The following is an 18,997-nucleotide window of genomic DNA, read 5'->3' on the forward strand; positions in this document are numbered from 1 at the left end:
CGAGCCAGTGATCCTCATTCGTTTTTATAGGGGCGTTATTTCACAGCCCCTTTTTTCAGCTTCATAGCAGCTGCTACACATCAGCCTGTACCATAAACAGGGGAATCGAACGGAAGAGCAGCTTATAAGGTGGTGTATATACCTGTTCATTCAGGCGCGGCGTAATCCGGATGTGCGTAAAGCCCAAGGGCCCTAAATGAGTCCGGTCCCATTCAGGCCGGCTGTGGCTATGGAAAAATAAGGTTTCCTGAAAGGACGCCTCTGTAGCCGCATCACCGCTATACGTATCAACCGGGGGACCATACTTTTTCCGGTACGCCTCTTCATCCCGTGCGATGGCCTGCCGTTCCTCTTCACTCCTGCGATAATACCAGTTCGCATCAAAATACAAGAGGCGGCCGCTCGGTTTCAATACACGCCGCCATTCGGCAAAGGCCTTTTCCGGATCATAGAGAATCCACGTCACGTTACGGCTCACAAGATAATCAAAGGAATGGTCCGGAAAATCGAGGGCATGAATATCCTGTTGCAAAAAGCGGACTCTTACGCCTGCTTTTTTTGCATTCCCTGCTGCCGTTTCTACCATAGCTGCCGAACAATCTACACCTGTTACGTCCCAGCCGGCCTGCGCCATGAGGATAGAAAAAAAGCCCGGGCCCGTACCGATATCGAGCAGGGACCCCTGTTTCTGCGGTGCCTGAGCGAGCAGCAGGGATTGCCAGACCGCAGCCTGGGACTGAAGCTCTTCCTGTACGATGCCGTCGTAGCCGTCGGCACAAAAATCCCAGCGCTTGCCTACGGCACCGGCCTGATTTGATAATTCCATACGCATCTCCTACTTAATAAAGGTACTGATGGCTTTCTTCAAATTTTCCACAGCCTCCAGGTCGTTATCCCGCACGGCATCGACGATGCAGTGATCGATATGATCCCGCAGGATGACCTTGCCCACACTGACCAGGGCCGAATCGACAGCAGAAAGCTGGATCAGGATATCACTGCAGTCCCTGCCTTCATCGACCATGCGTTTAATGGCTTCTATGTGGCCGCTGATACGGGCCAGACGGTTCATGACCATGCGGGTCTGCGTATGGCTATGGTGATGTCCCAGTGTGTGCTCGTGGGCTATGCCTTGGGCATGCAGGGCAGCGTGGCGTGCTTCCGGCGCCAGATCCCCATCCAGCTCGCGTGTCGTTAAAGGCGGATACTGGTCATAAGGCATATCCAGCCGCTTCACTGCTTTTACAAAATAAAATTCGTCCGTATCCATGGCGACGACGATGGACAAGCCGGCACTGATCAACAGGTTAGCCAAAATATCCACAGGCGGCAGTACACCCGTATGCGGTTCTTCCAGTGCCTGTTTTTGCAGGCCGTTGACACGGCGGCGCGGCATATCGTGCATGAGCAGCAGCATGCCGCCCGGCTTGAGCGCTTCGGCCATCTTTTTAATAAATACTTCTTTATGGTGTGCTACGTGCGGATAAAAATTAAGACACACAACCGCATCATAGGTCTGGCTGGCCATCTTATACTTTAAAACATCCTTTTCTGTATACACAATGCCCTTTTTCGAGGCAAATTTTTCTTTTGCCTTGGCCAGCATTTGCCGCGAATAGTCCAGCTCTTCAATCCGCCCTTCCGGGCCTACAGCTTCTTGCAAATACGGTATCAATATACCGGTACCGCAGCCTACGTCGAGCACAGAGGCGCCCTTTGCAAGGCCGGACAAGTGCATAAGCGTACGCAGGATTTTCGGATTTTCTTTCCGGTCCCGGTCCCACGTTTCCGCATAGTTTTCAAAAAATACGTGCTCTTTATCCATATCTTTTCCCTACCGTTTTCCTATAGTCTCACTGTTTATGATACGGGTGTACGAGAAAACTGTCAATGGAAAGACCCTGGCCATTAATGAGCAGCCTGGTCGGCTGCCTCCTTACGGCCATGGAGACAAAAGAGAGGTGCCATATCATACTTCATGTCAGGCGAGGTATGGACGAAGGGACGAATATCCCGTGTATAGCCGCAGTTCTTGAAGCCAATGGACTCTACACAGCACAAATCCCATGCAGGACGGCACTCCTTACTGATCTGCAGCGCATCCTTCAGATCGTCACATTCGCGTAACAAGGCCATATCGATTGTATGATGCACGTTTTCTTCTTCCTCGGCAGCGGCCGTGAAATGTACCGGTCCATAGTTGGCATCAAAGTTAAGAAGCAAACCGCCGGGGCACAATACGCGGTACCATTCCGTATAGGCTGCCGTTACATCAGGCAGATTCCACGTCAGGTTGCGGGACAGGATAAGATCAAACTGATCGTCAGCAAAAGGCAGTGCCAGGGCATCGGCAACGCGAAAATCTACACTTGCACCGAAAGCAGCCGCATTGCGGCAGGCTTCTTCAATCATTCCGGTGGAAGAATCAACAGCCGTCACGGCATGACCACAGCGGGCCATGAGAATAGCCAGAAACCCCGGGCCGGTACCAATATCAAGAATCCGAAGCCGCCGGCCGGCTGGTAAAAACTGCTGAATATAGCGCTGCCACGCCAGGGCATCACTGCTGGCCAGTTCCTGCTGCCGTACGGAACTGAAAGCCCGGCTGCGCCGGTTCCAATAATCCTGAATCCATTCGTTAAGCTGTTCCATTGGTACTGCCTCCTCAAAACTCGCTATTTCTTTATCGTACTGAAGTCTTTAATAAAAGTATACCTAATCTGGTATAGCTGCGCTATCCCCTATGGGGGCATACACGTATGGAAAGAGAAATTATTTTTCTTTATTTTCTCCCTCCATCCCCCACCCAGGCTTATCATTTTTAGCCGCAATGCCGTATAATAACCATATGACTTACACGGGAAGGAGCTCCTCATTTATGGGAAAATATATAGGCAGGCGACTGCTGCAACTGATCCCCATCGTCTTTGGCGTAACCTTTATTTCCTTTTTGCTCATGCATCTGGCCGTAACCGATACGGTCGATGTGCTCTATGAACAGCAAAGCGGTGCCAATGCTGCAGCCGCCGCAGCGAAACGGGCCGCCCTGGGGCTGGATCAAGGGTTCTTTACACAATATTGCCATTGGCTTTGGCAGGTACTGCACGGCGATATGGGCCAGTCCTTCGTCACCAGTCTGCCCGTAAGTACTACCATGCTCAGCAAGCTGCCGGCCACACTGGAACTCATGCTCTTGGCTTTATTTCTGACTCTCCTCATCTCGTTGCCCTTAGGGACACTGGCGGCGATCCGTAAGGACAGTATCTGGGATCAGCTCTCACGGCTCTTATCCTTCACAGGCAATGCCCTGCCTGATTTTCTCTTTGCCCTTATTCTGTTATATTTCTTTGCTGTAAAGTGGCATTTCTTTTCTTTTCTCACGCCGACAGCTGACCGCTCACCCTTATTGCCGGCCCTGCCGCTGGCCTTCGCCATGACAGCTAAGTACTTGCGGCAAATCCGGGCGCTCCTCTTGGATGAATTGAGTAAAGAATACGTCCAGGCACTCCTCTGCCGGGGCCTGCCGTATCATTATGTACTCACGCACTATGTGTTCCGTGCCGTAGCAGCGCCGCTCTTGGCGCTCTTGGCCCTGTCGGCAGCGTCTCTGTTGGGTGGGTCAGCCATCGTCGAAACGATCTTCCTTTGGGATGGTGTAGGCAAACTCGCCGTCGATGCCATTATGCTGCGCGATTATCCCATAATCCAGGCCTATATGATTTGGATGTCTGCCCTGTACGTACTCTTTAACCTGGCCGCCGACATCATCTGCGCCTATGTGGACCCGCGCCTGACACTACGAAAGAAGGAGGATTGACCCATGGCGTCTCATAAAAGAAAAAAAATAACGCTGCTTCTGGGCCTCATCCTTTTAGGACTCATCGCTTCCTGCCTGGCCGAGTATATATTACCGTATTCGCCCTATGAACAGCACCTGTCCCTGGCTCTTCAGGGCCCAAGTTTCCGGCACTGGCTGGGAACGGATGTCTACGGCCGTGATCTGCTCGCCCGCACGCTGGCCGGGGCTAAACTGACTATCATTACGGCCCTTGCCGTGGCCCTCCTTTCAGCCCTCATTGGCTCCTGTATCGGTCTCTTTTGCGGCTACCGGCAGGGGAAGGCCGTAACCTGTCTGTTACGTCTGGCCGATATTTTCCTTTCCTTTCCAACCATGGTCTTTGCCATTGCCGTAGCGGGCATCCTCGGTGGCGGCACCTTCAATGCTGCCGCTGCCATCACGGCTGTCACGTGGCCCAAATACACGCGCCTCGTGCGCAATCTCGTCAGCCCCTTGCGCCAGGAATACTATATCGAAGCCGCCCAGATGAGCGGCTTTACGACAAGGCAAATTCTCTTTCAGCAGATCTTGCCGGAAGTAATCGGACCGGTCTTCATTACGGCCGCCCTCGATTTGGGCACGATCATTACGGAAATTGCCGGCCTTTCCTTCCTCGGTCTCGGCGCTGCGCCGCCGGCAGCAGAATGGGGCTCCATGATGAGCAGCTCCCGTCTCTACATGCAGACTGCCCCTTGGACGGTCTTTGTCCCTGGCGCAGCCATCGTTATTACAGTTGCCCTCTTCCAGCTGTTAGCCGATTCCTTGCGCGATTTCTTTGATACGAAGCTGGTGAGGTGAGACGATGAAACTAAAACAATTACTCGCCTTGCCCGTAGCCCTGCTTCTGGTCTTTTCCTTAAACGGCTGCGGCACCGTAACGGCGCCGACGGCAACGGGGAAGGTCTTTCATTACGGCACTATGGCCTATGGCCCGGCCATGCAAAATGCCAGTACGGACCCGCACGATACGTATTGCGGCTGGAGCACCGTCCGCTACGGTGTCGGCGAAACGCTCTTTAAATTCGACGACCAAATGGGCCTGCGTCCCTGGCTGGCCCGGTCTTACGAGCAGGTCGACGACTATACCATCAAAATCAAGCTCCGCGACGATGTCGTCTTTTCTAACGGCAAGAAGATGACCGGAGAGGCCGTCAAAGCCTGTCTGGAGGATCTTCTGGCCCGCAACGACCGGGCACCTCATGATCTGAAAATCGACGCGATTACGGCAGACGGCCAGACGCTCACTATCCGCTCCCGTGAGAAGATGCCGGACTTCATCAATTATCTGGCCGATCCTTATAGTGCTATTATCGACGTCGACGCCGGCATCCACGACCGTATTGCTATCGGCACCGGCCCGTACAAGGCCGTTCGCGTTGATGACCAGGGACTGCGCCTCGTAAAGAATGAAAACTATTGGGGCCCTGTAAAGCCCAAGCTGGACGAAGTCCTGGTCTACAGTATTCCCGACGGCAATACCCTCACCCTGGCGATGCAAAGCGGCGAGCTCGATGCCGTACAAGGCCTGCCCTATGCCAGCCTGCCGGCCTTTGAAAAGAATGCTGCCTATCGGATTCTTTCGTCACCTACAAGCCGCGTCTATCAGGCTGCCATGAACTATGATACACCGGCCCTAAAAGACCAGCGCGTGCGTCAGGCCATTTGTCTGGCCATTGACAAGAACAACTTCGTCTCCGTCCTCTTGCGGGGAAACGGCCTCGTCGCAGCCGGGCCGTTCCCGGATACGTTCCCCTTCGGCCAGGGCGTCCAAGGGCCGGCCTATGATCCGGAGCGGGCAAAGGAGCTCCTGCGTGAAGCAGGCTATACCCATACGGATAGTAACGGCTACGTGACCAAAGACGGCCAGCCCCTGACCCTCCGCTGGCTCACGTACACATCACGGCAGGAACTGCCCCTTTTAGCAGAATATGCCCAGGCCTCTCTAAAAAAGGTCGGCATCAAGGTGGACGTCAACGCTACGGATAACTACAAGGATTTCCTCAAGCGCGGCGCCTACGACATTTACGCCCAGGCCATCGTGACGGCACCGACAGGCGATCCGGGCTACTATTTCATGAGCAAGATCTATTCCGGCCAGCCTTACAACAACGGCCATTACAGCAGTCCCGTGTCTGATGCGCTCATCGATCGCCTGAACAATACCTTTGACCGGCAGGAACGGTTCCGCCTGGCCCGGGAAATAAGCCAGCAGATCGTCAACGACGATGCCCTTTTCTACGCATCGTTTCTCAAAATGAGCGTCGTCATGAAGAAGAATGTGACCGGCTTTGCGCCTCATCCGTGCGATTATTATGAAATCACACCGGAACTCGATATACACTAATAGAAGAACGAGGTATCTTTTATGGCTAATCCGACAGCCCCCCTCTTATCTGTCCGGGACCTGACCATCACGGCCGGCCAACGGCCCTTGATCCGTCACTGCTCGTGGCACGTACAGGCAGGGGAAATCCTAATTATCGTAGGAGAATCGGGCAGTGGCAAAACAACTTTATTGAAGACAGCCGCCGGTATTCCTGACCAGGATCTGGCCTGTACAGACGGCGAAATCACCTACGCAGACGTGCCCTTAAAAAGGCCGTCCGACTGGCAGGCCTTACGGGGCCGGGACATGCAGTATCTTTTCCAGGATGCCCTGTCTTCCTTCTGTCCCGTGCGCACGGTCTACGACCAGCTTTGGGATGCCGCCCGTTTTTCCGGTATGCCCAAAGACACGTTCGACCAGGTTCTCGCCGACCGGACAGCCGTTCTGTCCTTACACAGTGACGTCCTGAAGACGTGGCCCCAAAACCTTTCAGGCGGGATGATTCAGCGGGCAGAGCTGCTCTTTTCTCTCATTCAGCCGCCCCAGCTCCTCTTTGCCGACGAACCGACATCGGCAGTCGACAGCGTAACCCAGAAAAAAATAGCACAGGCCCTTTTACGCTTGCGCCGCCATCACCAGACCGCTATCGTCCTGGTCACCCACGACATCCGTTTGGCCGCCTTTTTGGCCGATACGCTGCTCATCCTGAAAGCAGGGGAAATCGTCGAGTATGGTCCGGCTGCCTCCGTTTTAGCGCAGCCCCGCTCAGAATACACACGAAAGTTGCTTACCTTATCAGGCCTCAAGGGAGGTGACATGCATGCTTCTGGAAATTAGAGACCTCGTAAAAGAGTATACCCATTCAGCCCGGCCCATCCGTGCCATCGACCACCTTTCTTTCTCTCTGACGGAAGGAGAAATTGCCGGTGTCTGTGGGGAAAGCGGCTCCGGAAAGAGCACCCTCATCCGCCTGATCTGTCAATTTACACAAGCCGATAGCGGGCAGATTGTCTTTGCAGGAAAGGACATTACCCATCTTTCCCAAAGCGAAAGGCGCGAATTGTACCGCCACATCCAGCTGGTCTTTCAAAATCCCTTCCGCTCCTTTCACCCACGCTTTACCTTAGAACACAGCGTCCGCGCCGGCCTTTATAACTACCACCTGGAGGTACCGGAAGAGCAGTTTCAAAGCCTGATCCGCGAAGTCCAGCTGACACCGGAAACATTGCGCCGCTATCCCCACCAGGTAAGCGGCGGTGAATGCCAGCGCGCCGCTATCCTGCGGGCCTTGTGCCTGCAGCCCCAGCTGCTCCTCTGCGACGAAGCGACGAGCGCTCTCGATGTGAGTACACGTCTGGAAATCGTCCGCCTCCTGCGGGAAACCTGCCGGCGCCATCACATTACCTGTCTCTTTATTACGCACGACCTGCGGCTGGCACAAATCCTCTGCGACCGCATCGTCATTCTTCACCAGGGCCGTCTCGTCGAAGAAGGCCCGGTTGCAGACTTATTTCAGCATCCGCAGGAGGCCTATACGAAAGAATTACTGGATTCTCTCTTATAGACCTGACCACCTTGCCCTGCAAAAAGAACGCCCGGAATACCGTTTGGTTTTCCGGGCGTTCTTTTACGCAATGATGAGTATGTTATTTTTCAGCTGCCAGTTTTTCCGGGACTGTTTCACTCGGATACCGTGGTGCGCCCCAGCGTTTTAAGGTCCACGAACAAAGGATGGGGCAAAGGATAGCCGTTACGATAACGGCAGCAGCGACCTGTACGGAAGCCAAGGCTGCCGCTTGTTCAAGGCCCGGTACGACGCTGGAAACAATCGTCGGCGTAGCAACGGCACTGCCAGCTACAGAGGCCAGACCGGCACCGGCATAACCGGGGCGGCGGAGAATGACTTTATCTGCCAAGGTCAGGAAGAAGCCGCCTACAGCAAAGGCTACGACGCCAAGGATGACACCGCCGACACCTGCCTGGAACATCATGGAAAGATTCAGGGATGAACCGACAGAAATCCCGACGAGAGGAATGAGTACCTTCGTGCCGCCTTTGAAATAGCCCCGAACGCCGGGCCAGATATTGCCCAGGATAATCCCCAAGATCATGGGGAACAGTGTCGCAAAAAGAGCCATGAGTGGAATATCAGAAGCTCCGGAAGCCCCGAGAGCCAGCATGGTCAGAAACGGGCCGTCCTTGATAGACAACAGGCTATACGCACCGAGGTCGATATCGTCGCCATATTCACTGGCAATGGCCAAATAAATAGAACCGTTTGAGCTCAAAAGGGCCGTAAAGACAGCCAGTGTAGAAATGCCCAGGATGCCGATACTTCCAAAGGTGGCACTGAAGAGCGTACCGATGGCATAGCCGACGATAAACTTCGTCACCAAGAGGACGCCGCCCCGTTTAAAGGCTGCCGGCGCTTCGTTGATCTTCAGCTGTGTCCCGGCAAAAAAGAGAACCGCTGCCGTCAGAGGTACGACGGCTGACTTAGAGAAAATGGCCGTCGTAAGGCTGCCAATCTTTACGAAGTCAGGGAACAGGGCATTGAAAATGATAGACAAAAACATAGGAATAATCATGGCTGCCGCAGGAATCTTGCGGAAAAGCAGGCAAGGAATTTCTCGTACGATATAATTCATTGTTCATTTCTCCTTCTATAAGTGCAAGAATAGCAATACATTGCCGGACAATTACGGCGTACACGTGTCAGTCAAAAACTTTTCCAGTGCTTCCGGATCATGTAAGAGGTGTTCCATTTTCCACTGGTCTAATTTTTCTTTTGCCTGTGCCTTAGCCAAGACAGGGGCTTGTTGTTCCTGAGGGATAATAACGACACCGTCCGCGTCGCCAAAGACAATGTCACCGGGCCGGACGAGAACGCCGCCGCATTGTACATCCTTTTGTACTTCCCCCAAAAAGACACGGGCCGGAATTCTCGGTACGATGCCTTTCACAAATACGGGGAAATCATTCTGGCTCAAGGCCAGGCTGTCGCGGGCACAGCCATCGATGACGATACCGGCAAGGCCCTTTTCCTTGGCAATGGCCACGACAATTTCGCCAAAAAACGCTACGTCTGTCGTACCGTTAGCGGCAATGACCAAAACGCTGCCCGGCGCAGCATCGCGCAAGGCCTGAAAGACGACGGCACAGTCATTTTGAACGATTTGTACCGTAAAAGCCGGCCCGGCCACACGCATATGGCGGTTCAAGGGCTGAATACAGCTGTCCATGGTCTGTAAGCCATGCATGGCATCGGACAGGGATGTAGAAGATACGTTGTCCCAATCTGTCTTTAAAAAAGTCATCATAAAGCCTCGCTTTTCTTTATTTTAAGGATACAGGATTTGTAAGGACACCGGTCACAGCCGACGCAGCAGCAACAGCCGGCGAGCTCAGGTACGTCTCGCTTTTCGTGCTCCCCAGGCGGCCCAGGAAGTTACGGTTATTCGTCCCTAGGAGTATTTCGCCATCAGACAGGAGACCGCCGCTGCGGCCTTCGCAGAGGGAACAATAGGGATGGGTGAACATGGCACCTGCTTCTACCAGCGTTTCCACGTAGCCTTTCGCAATGGCTTCCTTGAAGATACTCCGTGAAGCCGGCGTAATGAGGAGCTTCACGCCCGGAGCGATGTGCTTGCCCTTGAGGATTGCCGCAGCCATAGCCAAATCTTCGATACGGCCATTCGTGCAGGAGCCGATGAATACTTCATCGATGCGCATACCTTCAAGCTCCGACAGGGGTTTTACGTTATCTACGAAAGGATGGGCCGCAATATAGGGCACGAGCTCTTCTGCCTTATAGGTAAGGACCTTTTCGTAGACTGCGTCGTCATCGAAGTGAAGCCAGGCAATGTCAGCAAAGTCGACGCCGCTGTAGGCAGCCGTTTCTTTATTGGGTGCAAAGAGGCCAACCTTGGCGCCGCATTCGACGGCCATGTTGGAAATGGTGAGGCGTTCGTCAACAGTGAGTTTATCGACCGTCGTGCCGCAGAATTCGAGGGATTTATACGTACCACCGGCAGCGGTCAGATCGCCCAGGACGCGCAGGGCAATATCCTTTGAGGTCACACCTTGTGGCAGGTCGCCGTTGATTTCGATCTTAATGGCCGATGGCACGCGCAGCCACATTTCACCGGTGCCCAGGACAGCAGCCATTTCTGTATAGCCCACGCCGGTCGAGAAACAACTGACCGCACCGTACGTCGTCGTGTGCGAATCCGTCACGAAGACGACGTCACCCGGTTTGGCATAGCCTAGTTCCGGCATGAGCTGGTGGCAAATGCCATCGGCCACGTGGACCTGCTTGGCACCGAACTGTTCAGCAAAATCGTAGCCGTGCTTCATATGGTCCGCATCGAGGGGCAGGCACGTCGGGATGAGGTGATCGAACATGATGACCACTTTATCCTTATCCCAGACCTTGGTAAAACCCATTTCCTTGAATTTGCGATAGACGTTGGTTGTATAAATATCGTGAAACATGACGCAGTCCGGATGCGAAATGACGATATCGCCGGGCTTACAGTCTGCTACACCTGTATTATGAATGAGGATTTTTTCTGCTAATGTATGTCCCATCTTCTCCGCCTCCTACTGTTTTAGATGATTGAGCTTCTGCATATGCTTGACCAGGCCGCCGTCTTTGATGATCTCAAAGAGGTTGTCCGGCATGGAGGGAATGGCGTATTCCTTGCCGTTACAATAGATGCAGTGGTTGATTTCAACGCGTACGGTGTCGCCTTCTTCACAATGGTCGGGCAGATCCGGGCATTCGATGAGCAAGAGGCCGTTATTGATGGCATTGCGGAAGAAAATACGGGCAAAGGACTTGGCAATAATGCAGCTGATCTTAAGGGCACTCAAGCCTTCCGGCGCCTGTTCACGCGACGAGCCGCAGCCGAAGTTATTGCCGGCTACGATGATGTCGCCAGGCCGGATGGCTGCTGCCAGCTCCGGCCGGAGGGGTTCGAAAATGTGGGTCTTTACTTCATCCATCGTATCCAGCGTCAGCCACTGAGTAGGGATGATGATATCCGTATCGATATCGTCGCCCAGTTTCCATATTTTTCCTTCAAATACCTTTTCCATCGTCTTCTCCTCCTATGCCAGTACGCCCGTCACAGCCGCCTTGGCTGCGCTTACAGGCGATACGAGATATACGCTAGCTTCCTTGTCGCCACAGCAGCCGGCGTAGTTATACGAGCCGGTGGAAACCATGACTTCGCCTTTATCGAGCGTACCCTGGGCTTTGCCCCAACAGGCACTGCAGCCCTGATTCATGACGACGGCACCGCAATCGAGGAAGACATCGATAAGGCCTTCACGCAAGGCCTGGATGTAAATATCACTCGTAGCCGGAGCGACGAGGAGACGGACGCGGTACGCCACCTTTTGGCCGCGCAAAACGTCTGCTGCAGCGCGCAGGTCGGCGAGCTTGCCACCACGGCAGCCGCCGAGGAATACTTCATTGACCTTGATTCCCTGTGCAGCTGCCAGAGCCTGGACGTTTTCGAGAGCATCGGGCAGAGCCGTTACAGGACGGACATCGTCTAAGGAAAAGACTACATCTGCCGCAGCGGCTGTATCCATAAAGGCAGCGCTCAGGGCACCTGCTTCCTGCATGAGGTGGCACAAATCATAGCGCTGGTCCAGGCTCAGCGTACTGTCGCTATCCTGAAGGAGAACCAATTTTCCACGGACACCGGCCTTTTCAAGAGCCTGTACCAAAAGGAGGGCTGCATCCTGAGTCATCACGCTGTCTGACAGGGCGCCTTCGAGTGCTACGGTCAAAACCTGCGGTACCGTAACGGTCAGGGTACCTGTCTTCAGGACGTCCAGAAGGGCTGCATCGGTCACGGTCAGGCCCAGGACACCGGCAGCACCGAGGCCGGCTACGTGAGTACCTGTACCAACGACCAGCTGGCCAGGCTGTGCATAGTGCTCGATGTAGCGCAAGTAACCGACACCGCGGCATTTTTCCATAGAGAGGCCTTCTTTTACGGCCCAGTTAATAAGCTGGCGCTGGTTGGCGCCGACTTCAATCGTGCTGTTGGGCGTATCGTGATCGATCGTAACGAGGACCTTGCTTTTATCGTTCAAGGCCAGTTCCTGTACGGCTGTGATCAGTTCTGTATGTTCCCTGTCGGTGATGATGCAATAATCAACTGCCAGCTGACAGACATCACCTGCACTGTGGCTGCACAGTTCCTGCCATATAGATTTGTTCATCTTCTGTACACTCCTTTTTTCACATCTCTGGATTCTCTTGATGGCTATCATTATACGGATAATGTTTCAGCCTTGCTAATCCCTGGTCTCCTTTTCCTTTTTATTGAAATTTGTTTCAATAAAAAGTATATTATCTATATATGAAACATTTTTCCTGTTTTTATTTTCCGGTAAGGGCCGAATATGAGTATTTAAAACACCTAATCTTGCAAAATTAGAAGGAGAACGCCGTGAATGATGATAAATTAGCATTACATAAGCCCTTTCGTATTTGCGTCCTCGGCTATTCCCGCCTTACCCGTCTCTCCCGGGAAGTCGTTGCCGAACTGCCCAAAACGCCAGATCTTGAATATATTGTCTTCGATTCCTCCCTTGATGAACGGCAGGACGAATGTATTGTTACAGCCCGGCGCATGGGCTGCGAAGTCTTTGTTGCCGGGCCGGCAGCAGCCGTGCGCTTTTCTAACTACTACAGCTACCCCCTCGTTGCCTACCAGATCAAGGATATTGATTATTTACAGGCAATAAAAAAAGCCCTGGACCAGGGCTATACGCACATTGGTATTACGCGCTATCTCTATTCACCGGCAGCGAACCTTGACCTGTTCACGAACATTACGGGCGCTGCCTTGACGGAATTGATCTATGCAGAAATTCCCCAAATGTATGAAATTGCCAAACATTCCGATTGCGACGTCCTCATTGGCAATCAGATGACCCAGGAAGCAGCGGCTGCTGCAAAAAAACCGTCACTGCTCCTCTATGCCGACAATGAAACGATTCGCGAAGCCTGCCTTAAGGCCGGCGAACTCGCACGCAGTCTCTACACGACAAGGCGCAACCGGGCTATTGCCGAAGCCGTTCTGAGCAGTGCCCAATTAGGCATCATCGTCACCGATACAGGAGGGAACGTCGAATTTTTCAACGAAACGATGCAGAACTATACGGGTATTTCCCTTACAGAAGCAAGCGGGCGGCCTTTAGAAGGGCTCTTTCCCAACTTGCCCCTCAGGCAATTCATGAAAAGCCCGCTCATCCAAAACGACAGCTACCATTTGATTAATACGACGATGATGCGTTGTATCTTTCATAAAATCCGCGTAGGCCAACGGGACTGCGGCGTGCTCATGACCTTCCACCCTAATCCCCATAACCGCAAGAAGGACCGGGAGCAGCATACAGGCGTAGGCTCAGTCTATTATCTGGATAAGGTTACAGCCCATTCTCAGGCCATGAGCCGCGTCGTCAACCAGTGCAACCAGATTTCACCGGTTGCTTTCCCTACAGTCCTCCTAGGGCTAAGCGGTTCAGGCCGGGAAGAGCTCGCCCACTGCCTGCACAACGCGTCCTGGCGGGCTAAAAAGCCTTGCCTGACGCTGAACTGCGCGGCCATTGACGAAGAAAACGCCGTGCGCATTCTCTACGGCTACAATTACGGCAAAAATGCAACCGACGGGCTCCTCTTCAACGCCTCTGGTGGCAGTTTAATTATCAAGAATCTGGGCCTGGCCGGCCCACGGCTGCAGGAGATTCTCCTGCAGGCCCTGACGAAGCATCAGTTTTTCCAGCCCGGCATGAACGAGCCCATTACCTTCGATATTCTCTTCTTTCTCGTCGCCAATCCGGAAGAATACCGGCAAATCCGGCCGGACCTGCGCCGGGCCCTGGCCATTTTGCGCGTCACTGTACCGCCCTTATGTGAACGGCGTGAAGATATTTGCGATTTATTCAAAAGCTATGTATCCCAATTACTGCCTTCCAAGCAGGCCCAAAAGCTGACCCCGGAAATGGAACGGCTGCTCACCAGCTACAGGTATCCCGGCAACGTCATTGAGCTGCGGGCGATTAGTACGCGCTACGCCGTACTGCTGCAAAAAGCAGCCCATCAGACAGCACGCTACCGTTACAACCTGCTCCTCGACGCCATAGGCAGGCAAACCTTGCAGGACGATATTTATAGCCGCTACCCGGCGCTGATCCAGCGTCCCATTACCGATACGGCAGGCTTTCGTGCCGGCCTTGCTCTGTTGCACGACCTCTACGCCTACACCTACCAGGAGCTGGCAGATCAGCTCTCTTTGAGCCGCACGACGCTCTGGCGGCTCCTGCACGACAAGGTACCGGAAAAAGAAACGTGATCAATCCTTGGCCGGGCCTTGATGCTGCCGCTTCCACGCCTTAATACGCCGCAAGCGTTCGCCAAAATCTGCTTCTTCGCCCTTCGTACCGGGCCGGTAATATTCCCGTCCTGCCAGCGAATCAGGCAGGCACTGCATAGTGGTCAGTTTTTCTTTCGTGTCATGGGCATACTGGTAGTCTTTGCCATAGCCCAGGTCCTGCATGAGCTTGGTCACACCGTTACGAATAACCAGTGGCACCGGGTCAGCCAGCGTGCGGCGGGCATCGTGGCTGGCCTGGCCATAGGCCTTATAGAGAGCGTTGGATTTAGGTGCCAGGGCCATATATACGACAGCTTCTGTCAGGTGTATGGCACATTCGGGCATACCGATGAAATGGCAGGCCTCGTAGGCTGCAACGGCAATTTCCAGGGCTCGTGGATCTGCCAGGCCAATGTCTTCACTGGCAAAGCGCGTCACCCGGCGGGCTACATATAGGGGATCTTCCCCAGCCTCTAACATACGGGCCAGCCAGTACACGGCCGCATCAGGGTCGGAATTGCGCATAGACTTGTGCAGCGCCGAAATGATGTTGTAATGCTCCTCGCCGTTTTTATCGTAAAGCAGGGATTTTTGCGACGTGCACTGTGCCAGCAGGTCCGGTGTAATCACCGTCTTTTCGCCTTGTACCTCGCCGTTGAGAACGACCATCTCCAAGGTCGATAAGGCCGTCCGTGCATCGCCGTTGGCAAATTGGGCGATCTGCCGGATCAGGTCGTCGCTCATTTCAATCTGCTGCCCGCCAAAGCCTGCAGGACTCGTCAAGGCCCGTTTAAGCAGGACCGTAATATCTTCCGGCGTCAAGGGCTTTAAGACAAAGACCTTACAGCGTGACAAGAGGGCGCTGTTGATTTCAAAGGACGGGTTTTCCGTCGTCGCCCCAATGAGGATAATGCTGCCCTTTTCTACAAAGGGCAGAAAGGCATCCTGCTGGGCTTTATTGAAACGGTGTATTTCGTCGACAAAGACGATCGTCCGCTGGCCGGCCTGACGGTTTCGTTCGGCCCGTTCCATGACCGTACGGATTTCCTTAATCCCGCTCGTCACAGCCGAAAAATCAATGAAGACAGATTGCGTATGACCGGCAATAATCTGAGCCAGCGTCGTTTTGCCTACACCAGGCGGCCCCCAGAAAATCATCGAAGAAATGCGGTCCTGTTCAATCAATTTCGACAGGACTTTTCCTTTGCCCAGGAGATGCTGCTGGCCTACGAAGTCCTGCAGTGTTTTAGGGCGCAGGCGGCTGGCCAGGGGCTGTGGTACGGCTGAAGAAAACAGGGAATCTTCCTGCATGGTATTCACCTCGCAATAGGCTGTTACGGCAGATCTTCTGCCGTGCAGCTGGAAAACAGGATACCAATGTGGTAAGCTGTAACTATACTTTTCGTTATACTCATTATACCATTATTTACCTACTATGCCGTTTCCCCAAGGAGGCTGATGCATATGACACTCGACGCGCGTATCCGCAATTTGATTTTGGCCACAGCCAAAGACCATGTCAGTTTTTATCTCTACGATGAAGTAACTCTGGAAGACCGCATCCGGCGGCTTCGCTCGGCGTTTGCCCACGAACAGATTCTCTATTCCATCAAATGTAATCCCCATCGGGCTATTTTAAATAAGATATTTTCTTCCGGCATCGATGCCGACGCCGCCAGCCTGGGGGAAGTGTATGCCGCCAGCGATTGCGGCGTACCGTCGGACCATATTTTTTACTCAGCCCCCGGCAAAAGCCAATACAGCCTGGAACACGCCTTGGGCCAATGCATCCTCATTGCCGACAGCCTGCAGGAAATACAGCGCATTGAGGAACTGGCCGGAAAACGTAACATGAAGGTCACTATCGGCGTCCGCATCAACCCGGACTTCTCCTTTACCCGTGCTACCGGCAGTCCTTCCAAATTCGGCATTGATGAAAGAGAATTTCTCAACGCCCTGCCGCGGCTGAAACAGCTGCAGCACGTCATCATCATCGGCCTTCACACCCACATACGCAGTCAGGAACTGGACTGGCGGGTACTCTTTTCCTATTATGAAAACGTCTTTGCCCTGGCGGGACACATCCAGCTCGCGTTAGGGACACCACTCCTGTTCATTAACCTCGGCAGCGGTATCGGCATCCCCTATACGGCGACAGAACACGAAGTTGATATCGAGGCCCTGGCAAAAAAATTGGAACAGCTCCGGTTCCTGCGGCAGGACACGCTGGCTCAGGCCCGCGTGCTCATCGAAAGCGGCCGCTATTTAGCCGGTCCCTGTGGCTGGTACGTCACACACGTCGTCGATACGAAGACCTCCCACGGCAAGCGTATTGCCATTTTACAAAACACCTTAAACGGCTTCCTGCGCCCGTGCCTGGAACAATTCATCACACAAATTGCCCCGGCGGCAGCACCTCGGGAACCACTTTTCTATAAGAATGGCTCGACAACCTTCTATGTTCTGAACGAAGAAACAGAAACAGAAGAGGTAACGCTGTACGGCAATCTCTGCACCGCTGCCGACCTCATTGCTAAAGACATGGTCCTGCCCCGCCTCACCTGTGGCGACGTCATCGTCTTTCCCCAGGCCGGGGCCTACAGTGCCAGCCTGACACCATTCCAGTTTTCTTCACAAGTACCACCGGCAGAAATATATTGCCGCCGCGAAGGATAAGACAAACACTAATCATTTAAATACGGCAAAAAATAAACCTGCATCGGCCCTATGATGCAGGTTTATTTATGTACGATATGCAGGCTCTTATGCCGCTTCTGATACGATCTGTGGTTTCGGCACAATGGCCTTATAAATAAGGCCTACGAGAATTCCCGCGATGAGGAAGGGAATCCAATCCATCCCCAGGGAATGGAACGGCAGCATAGCAAACACCGTATCAATCGGACCGAGGGGGATCTTAGCCGTCTCAAGCCCTGTAATCAGAGCCGGTACAAAAGTAAATGCCGTAGAGGAAACCCAGACACACCGGCGGCCACCAAAGAAATTGTGTGTAAAGGTAAGGATAATATTAGAAACAACGAGGGGATACAAGAACATGAGCACCGGTATGGCCGCTGCAATAATCGTTTTCAAGCCTACCGTAGCAACGGCGAAAGAAAGAACCGTAAAAATTGTAGCATAATTCTTAAAACTCGTGCCGCCAATCAGCTGATGGAAATAGGCCGCACAGGACGTGACCAGACCAATAGCCGTAGAGAGACAGGCCAGCAATACGATGACTGCCAACAAGAGAGCGCCGCCATAGCCGAAGAGAATTTGGGCGCTCAGAGAAAGGACCGGTGCGCCTGTTTCCTGCAGGCCAATAGTCTGCACAGACTGGGCCCCCAGGTAGGCAACGAAAATATAGACAAATGCCAAGAGGCTGACAGCGATAAGGCCGGCCTTAAACACTTCCCGCGTCACTTCCTGCTGTGTAGCGGCTCCGTCTTCTTTGACAAATTCAATTACCAGAATGGCAAAAACAAAGGAACCAATAGCATCTAGTGTATTATATCCGTCAAGAGCCCCCTGGGAAAGAGCTGTAATTCCCGTAGCGTATGCTGCCAGAGGTGTTTGCGGCACACCCATAGGCGTAACGAATGATTTGATAATCAGGGCCAGAATCGTCAATAACAGCATGGGCGTAAGAATCTTGCCAATCCGGTCAACCAGTTTGGCCGGGTTGATTGACAACCACCACGTAATGATGAAAAACAAGACGAGAAAAGCCCACATAACCGGTTCACTGCCACCGTTATCGAGCAACGGCCGCACGGCAATTTCATAAGAAACAGTTCCTGTCCGGGGAATACAGAAAGCCGGTCCAATAGCAATGTAGCAAATAACGGTAAAGAAAACAGCATATTTCTTGCCAATCCGGCCGGTCAATTCCTGCAAATTACTACATCCCGAATAGCCCATGGCCAGTACACCCAATAAAGGCATACCGACACCGGTGATAATGAAGCCGGCAACAGCATACCAGACATTTGTACCGGAAGCCTGCCCCATCGAAGCCGGGAAAATCAAGTTGCCTGCCCCGAAAAACAGGGCAAAAAGCATAAGTCCAATCGCCATCGTTCGGTTGCCTTTATTTTTACTCATTTTCTTTCCCTCCTTACATATACTCCACAATACATTCCGTTTTTCTGAAGCAACGCTTCTTAAGTAAATTGTTTCAGCTATTTACTTTTATAATGTATGGTTTTATTGATGTTATAATTCTACATGGTAAAAGGCGAGATGTAAAGAAATTAATTGTTTTATATCCATCATTTTATTTTATAATTTTAGTTTTTGTATGACAATTTCCTATTAATTTTATAATATATTTGTATTTTAATTAAATTAATTTTTCTGCATTTTATACGGGCAGATCGGGTGTGTCAAGAGTTTTGTGTAAATCGATTCAATAAGCAACATCGTATTGCTGCA

General features: G+C 52.8%; 17 protein-coding genes. 7 read left to right on the forward strand and 10 right to left on the reverse strand.

Annotation, left to right across the window (positions count from 1 at the left end):
• Window positions 1-73: 73 nt before the first annotated feature.
• The 3 genes from PGX44_RS12345 to PGX44_RS12355 form a co-directional block, all read right to left on the reverse strand.
• Complete coding sequence (locus PGX44_RS12345) at window positions 74-826, reverse strand: class I SAM-dependent methyltransferase (protein ID WP_498855587.1); 753 nt, start codon at window positions 824-826, stop codon at window positions 74-76.
• Window positions 827-835: 9 nt separating this feature from the next.
• On the reverse strand, window positions 836-1,825 hold the full coding sequence (locus PGX44_RS12350; protein WP_498855588.1) for a metal-sensing transcriptional repressor: 990 nt from the start codon (window positions 1,823-1,825) through the stop codon (window positions 836-838).
• Between the two features lie 83 nt (window positions 1,826-1,908).
• Complete coding sequence (locus PGX44_RS12355) at window positions 1,909-2,652, reverse strand: class I SAM-dependent methyltransferase (protein WP_498855589.1); 744 nt, start codon at window positions 2,650-2,652, stop codon at window positions 1,909-1,911.
• 226 nt (window positions 2,653-2,878) lie between these two features.
• On the opposite strand from PGX44_RS12355, the gene PGX44_RS12360 reads away from it, so the two are divergent.
• Genes PGX44_RS12360 through PGX44_RS12380 form a run of 5 tightly spaced genes read left to right on the forward strand, consistent with a single transcriptional unit; the run spans window position 2,879 to window position 7,728 of the window.
• Window positions 2,879-3,817, forward strand: coding sequence for an ABC transporter permease (locus PGX44_RS12360; RefSeq protein WP_498855590.1), 939 nt, complete (start codon window positions 2,879-2,881; stop codon window positions 3,815-3,817).
• A 3-nt stretch (window positions 3,818-3,820) separates the two neighbouring features.
• Window positions 3,821-4,636, forward strand: coding sequence for an ABC transporter permease (locus tag PGX44_RS12365; protein WP_498855591.1), 816 nt, complete (start codon window positions 3,821-3,823; stop codon window positions 4,634-4,636).
• A gap of 4 nt (window positions 4,637-4,640) precedes the next feature.
• Window positions 4,641-6,182, forward strand: a complete 1,542-nt coding sequence (locus PGX44_RS12370) for an ABC transporter substrate-binding protein (RefSeq protein ID WP_498855592.1) — start codon at window positions 4,641-4,643, stop codon at window positions 6,180-6,182.
• Between the two features lie 21 nt (window positions 6,183-6,203).
• The gene (locus PGX44_RS12375; protein WP_498855593.1) at window positions 6,204-7,001 is read left to right on the forward strand and encodes an ABC transporter ATP-binding protein; all 798 of its coding nucleotides are present in this window, start codon (window positions 6,204-6,206) and stop codon (window positions 6,999-7,001) included.
• Window positions 6,985-7,728 (forward strand): ABC transporter ATP-binding protein, encoded by a 744-nt coding sequence (locus PGX44_RS12380; RefSeq protein ID WP_498855594.1) that lies wholly within the window; start codon window positions 6,985-6,987, stop codon window positions 7,726-7,728. Before PGX44_RS12375 ends, PGX44_RS12380 begins: the two co-directional genes overlap by 17 nt.
• An 82-nt stretch (window positions 7,729-7,810) precedes the next feature.
• Here the strand turns inward: PGX44_RS12380 and PGX44_RS12385 are convergent, their stop codons facing one another.
• From PGX44_RS12385 to PGX44_RS12405, 5 genes are read right to left on the reverse strand one after another with little or no spacing between them, the layout of a single operon-like run.
• Entirely contained in the window at window positions 7,811-8,812 is a 1,002-nt protein-coding gene (locus PGX44_RS12385; RefSeq protein ID WP_498855595.1) for a 2-keto-3-deoxygluconate permease, read from the reverse strand.
• Between the two features lie 51 nt (window positions 8,813-8,863).
• Entirely contained in the window at window positions 8,864-9,484 is a 621-nt protein-coding gene (locus PGX44_RS12390) for an RraA family protein (RefSeq protein ID WP_498855596.1), read from the reverse strand.
• A 16-nt stretch (window positions 9,485-9,500) separates the two neighbouring features.
• Entirely contained in the window at window positions 9,501-10,754 is a 1,254-nt protein-coding gene (locus PGX44_RS12395) for a 3-isopropylmalate dehydratase large subunit (RefSeq protein WP_498855597.1), read from the reverse strand.
• Window positions 10,755-10,766: 12 nt separating this feature from the next.
• On the reverse strand, window positions 10,767-11,264 hold the full coding sequence (locus tag PGX44_RS12400; RefSeq protein ID WP_498855598.1) for a LeuD/DmdB family oxidoreductase small subunit: 498 nt from the start codon (window positions 11,262-11,264) through the stop codon (window positions 10,767-10,769).
• Between the two features lie 12 nt (window positions 11,265-11,276).
• Window positions 11,277-12,404 carry an aconitase family protein gene (locus PGX44_RS12405; RefSeq protein WP_498855599.1) on the reverse strand — a complete coding sequence of 376 codons (1,128 nt, stop codon included), beginning with the start codon at window positions 12,402-12,404 and terminating at the stop codon, window positions 11,277-11,279.
• Between the two features lie 230 nt (window positions 12,405-12,634).
• Between PGX44_RS12405 and PGX44_RS12410 the strand changes: the two genes are divergently transcribed.
• Window positions 12,635-14,542 (forward strand): sigma 54-interacting transcriptional regulator, encoded by a 1,908-nt coding sequence (locus tag PGX44_RS12410; protein WP_498855600.1) that lies wholly within the window; start codon window positions 12,635-12,637, stop codon window positions 14,540-14,542.
• Here the strand turns inward: PGX44_RS12410 and PGX44_RS12415 are convergent, their stop codons facing one another.
• Complete coding sequence (locus PGX44_RS12415; protein ID WP_498855601.1) at window positions 14,543-15,874, reverse strand: replication-associated recombination protein A; 1,332 nt, start codon at window positions 15,872-15,874, stop codon at window positions 14,543-14,545.
• 153 nt (window positions 15,875-16,027) lie between these two features.
• Between PGX44_RS12415 and PGX44_RS12420 the strand changes: the two genes are divergently transcribed.
• Complete coding sequence (locus PGX44_RS12420) at window positions 16,028-17,239, forward strand: diaminopimelate decarboxylase family protein (RefSeq protein WP_498855602.1); 1,212 nt, start codon at window positions 16,028-16,030, stop codon at window positions 17,237-17,239.
• A gap of 87 nt (window positions 17,240-17,326) precedes the next feature.
• Here PGX44_RS12420 and brnQ read toward each other — a convergent pair whose 3' ends face one another.
• A complete protein-coding gene (brnQ, locus tag PGX44_RS12425; protein ID WP_498855603.1) occupies window positions 17,327-18,667 on the reverse strand; it encodes a branched-chain amino acid transport system II carrier protein in 1,341 nt (446 codons plus the stop codon).
• Window positions 18,668-18,997 lie beyond the last annotated feature (330 nt).

It is taken from the genome of Caecibacter sp. AF58-12pH5A (genome assembly GCF_027681725.1).
Taxonomy (GTDB): Bacteria; Bacillota; Negativicutes; order Veillonellales; family Megasphaeraceae; genus Megasphaera; species Megasphaera hominis.

What these genes read in the sequence shown, in the direction of transcription:
- PGX44_RS12360 (WP_498855590.1), top strand. Translation starts at nt 2,879, where the DNA reads ATGGGAAAATATATAGGCAGGCGACTGCTGCAACTGATCCCCATCGTC.
- brnQ (WP_498855603.1), bottom strand. Translation starts at nt 18,667, where the DNA reads ATGAGTAAAAATAAAGGCAACCGAACGATGGCGATTGGACTTATGCTT.
- PGX44_RS12380 (WP_498855594.1), top strand. Translation starts at nt 6,985, where the DNA reads ATGCTTCTGGAAATTAGAGACCTCGTAAAAGAGTATACCCATTCAGCC.
- PGX44_RS12385 (WP_498855595.1), bottom strand. Translation starts at nt 8,812, where the DNA reads ATGAATTATATCGTACGAGAAATTCCTTGCCTGCTTTTCCGCAAGATT.
- PGX44_RS12390 (WP_498855596.1), bottom strand. Translation starts at nt 9,484, where the DNA reads ATGATGACTTTTTTAAAGACAGATTGGGACAACGTATCTTCTACATCC.
- PGX44_RS12365 (WP_498855591.1), top strand. Translation starts at nt 3,821, where the DNA reads ATGGCGTCTCATAAAAGAAAAAAAATAACGCTGCTTCTGGGCCTCATC.
- PGX44_RS12420 (WP_498855602.1), top strand. Translation starts at nt 16,028, where the DNA reads ATGACACTCGACGCGCGTATCCGCAATTTGATTTTGGCCACAGCCAAA.
- PGX44_RS12395 (WP_498855597.1), bottom strand. Translation starts at nt 10,754, where the DNA reads ATGGGACATACATTAGCAGAAAAAATCCTCATTCATAATACAGGTGTA.
- PGX44_RS12415 (WP_498855601.1), bottom strand. Translation starts at nt 15,874, where the DNA reads ATGCAGGAAGATTCCCTGTTTTCTTCAGCCGTACCACAGCCCCTGGCC.
- PGX44_RS12345 (WP_498855587.1), bottom strand. Translation starts at nt 826, where the DNA reads ATGGAATTATCAAATCAGGCCGGTGCCGTAGGCAAGCGCTGGGATTTT.
- PGX44_RS12400 (WP_498855598.1), bottom strand. Translation starts at nt 11,264, where the DNA reads ATGGAAAAGGTATTTGAAGGAAAAATATGGAAACTGGGCGACGATATC.
- PGX44_RS12350 (WP_498855588.1), bottom strand. Translation starts at nt 1,825, where the DNA reads ATGGATAAAGAGCACGTATTTTTTGAAAACTATGCGGAAACGTGGGAC.
- PGX44_RS12370 (WP_498855592.1), top strand. Translation starts at nt 4,641, where the DNA reads ATGAAACTAAAACAATTACTCGCCTTGCCCGTAGCCCTGCTTCTGGTC.
- PGX44_RS12405 (WP_498855599.1), bottom strand. Translation starts at nt 12,404, where the DNA reads ATGAACAAATCTATATGGCAGGAACTGTGCAGCCACAGTGCAGGTGAT.
- PGX44_RS12375 (WP_498855593.1), top strand. Translation starts at nt 6,204, where the DNA reads ATGGCTAATCCGACAGCCCCCCTCTTATCTGTCCGGGACCTGACCATC.
- PGX44_RS12355 (WP_498855589.1), bottom strand. Translation starts at nt 2,652, where the DNA reads ATGGAACAGCTTAACGAATGGATTCAGGATTATTGGAACCGGCGCAGC.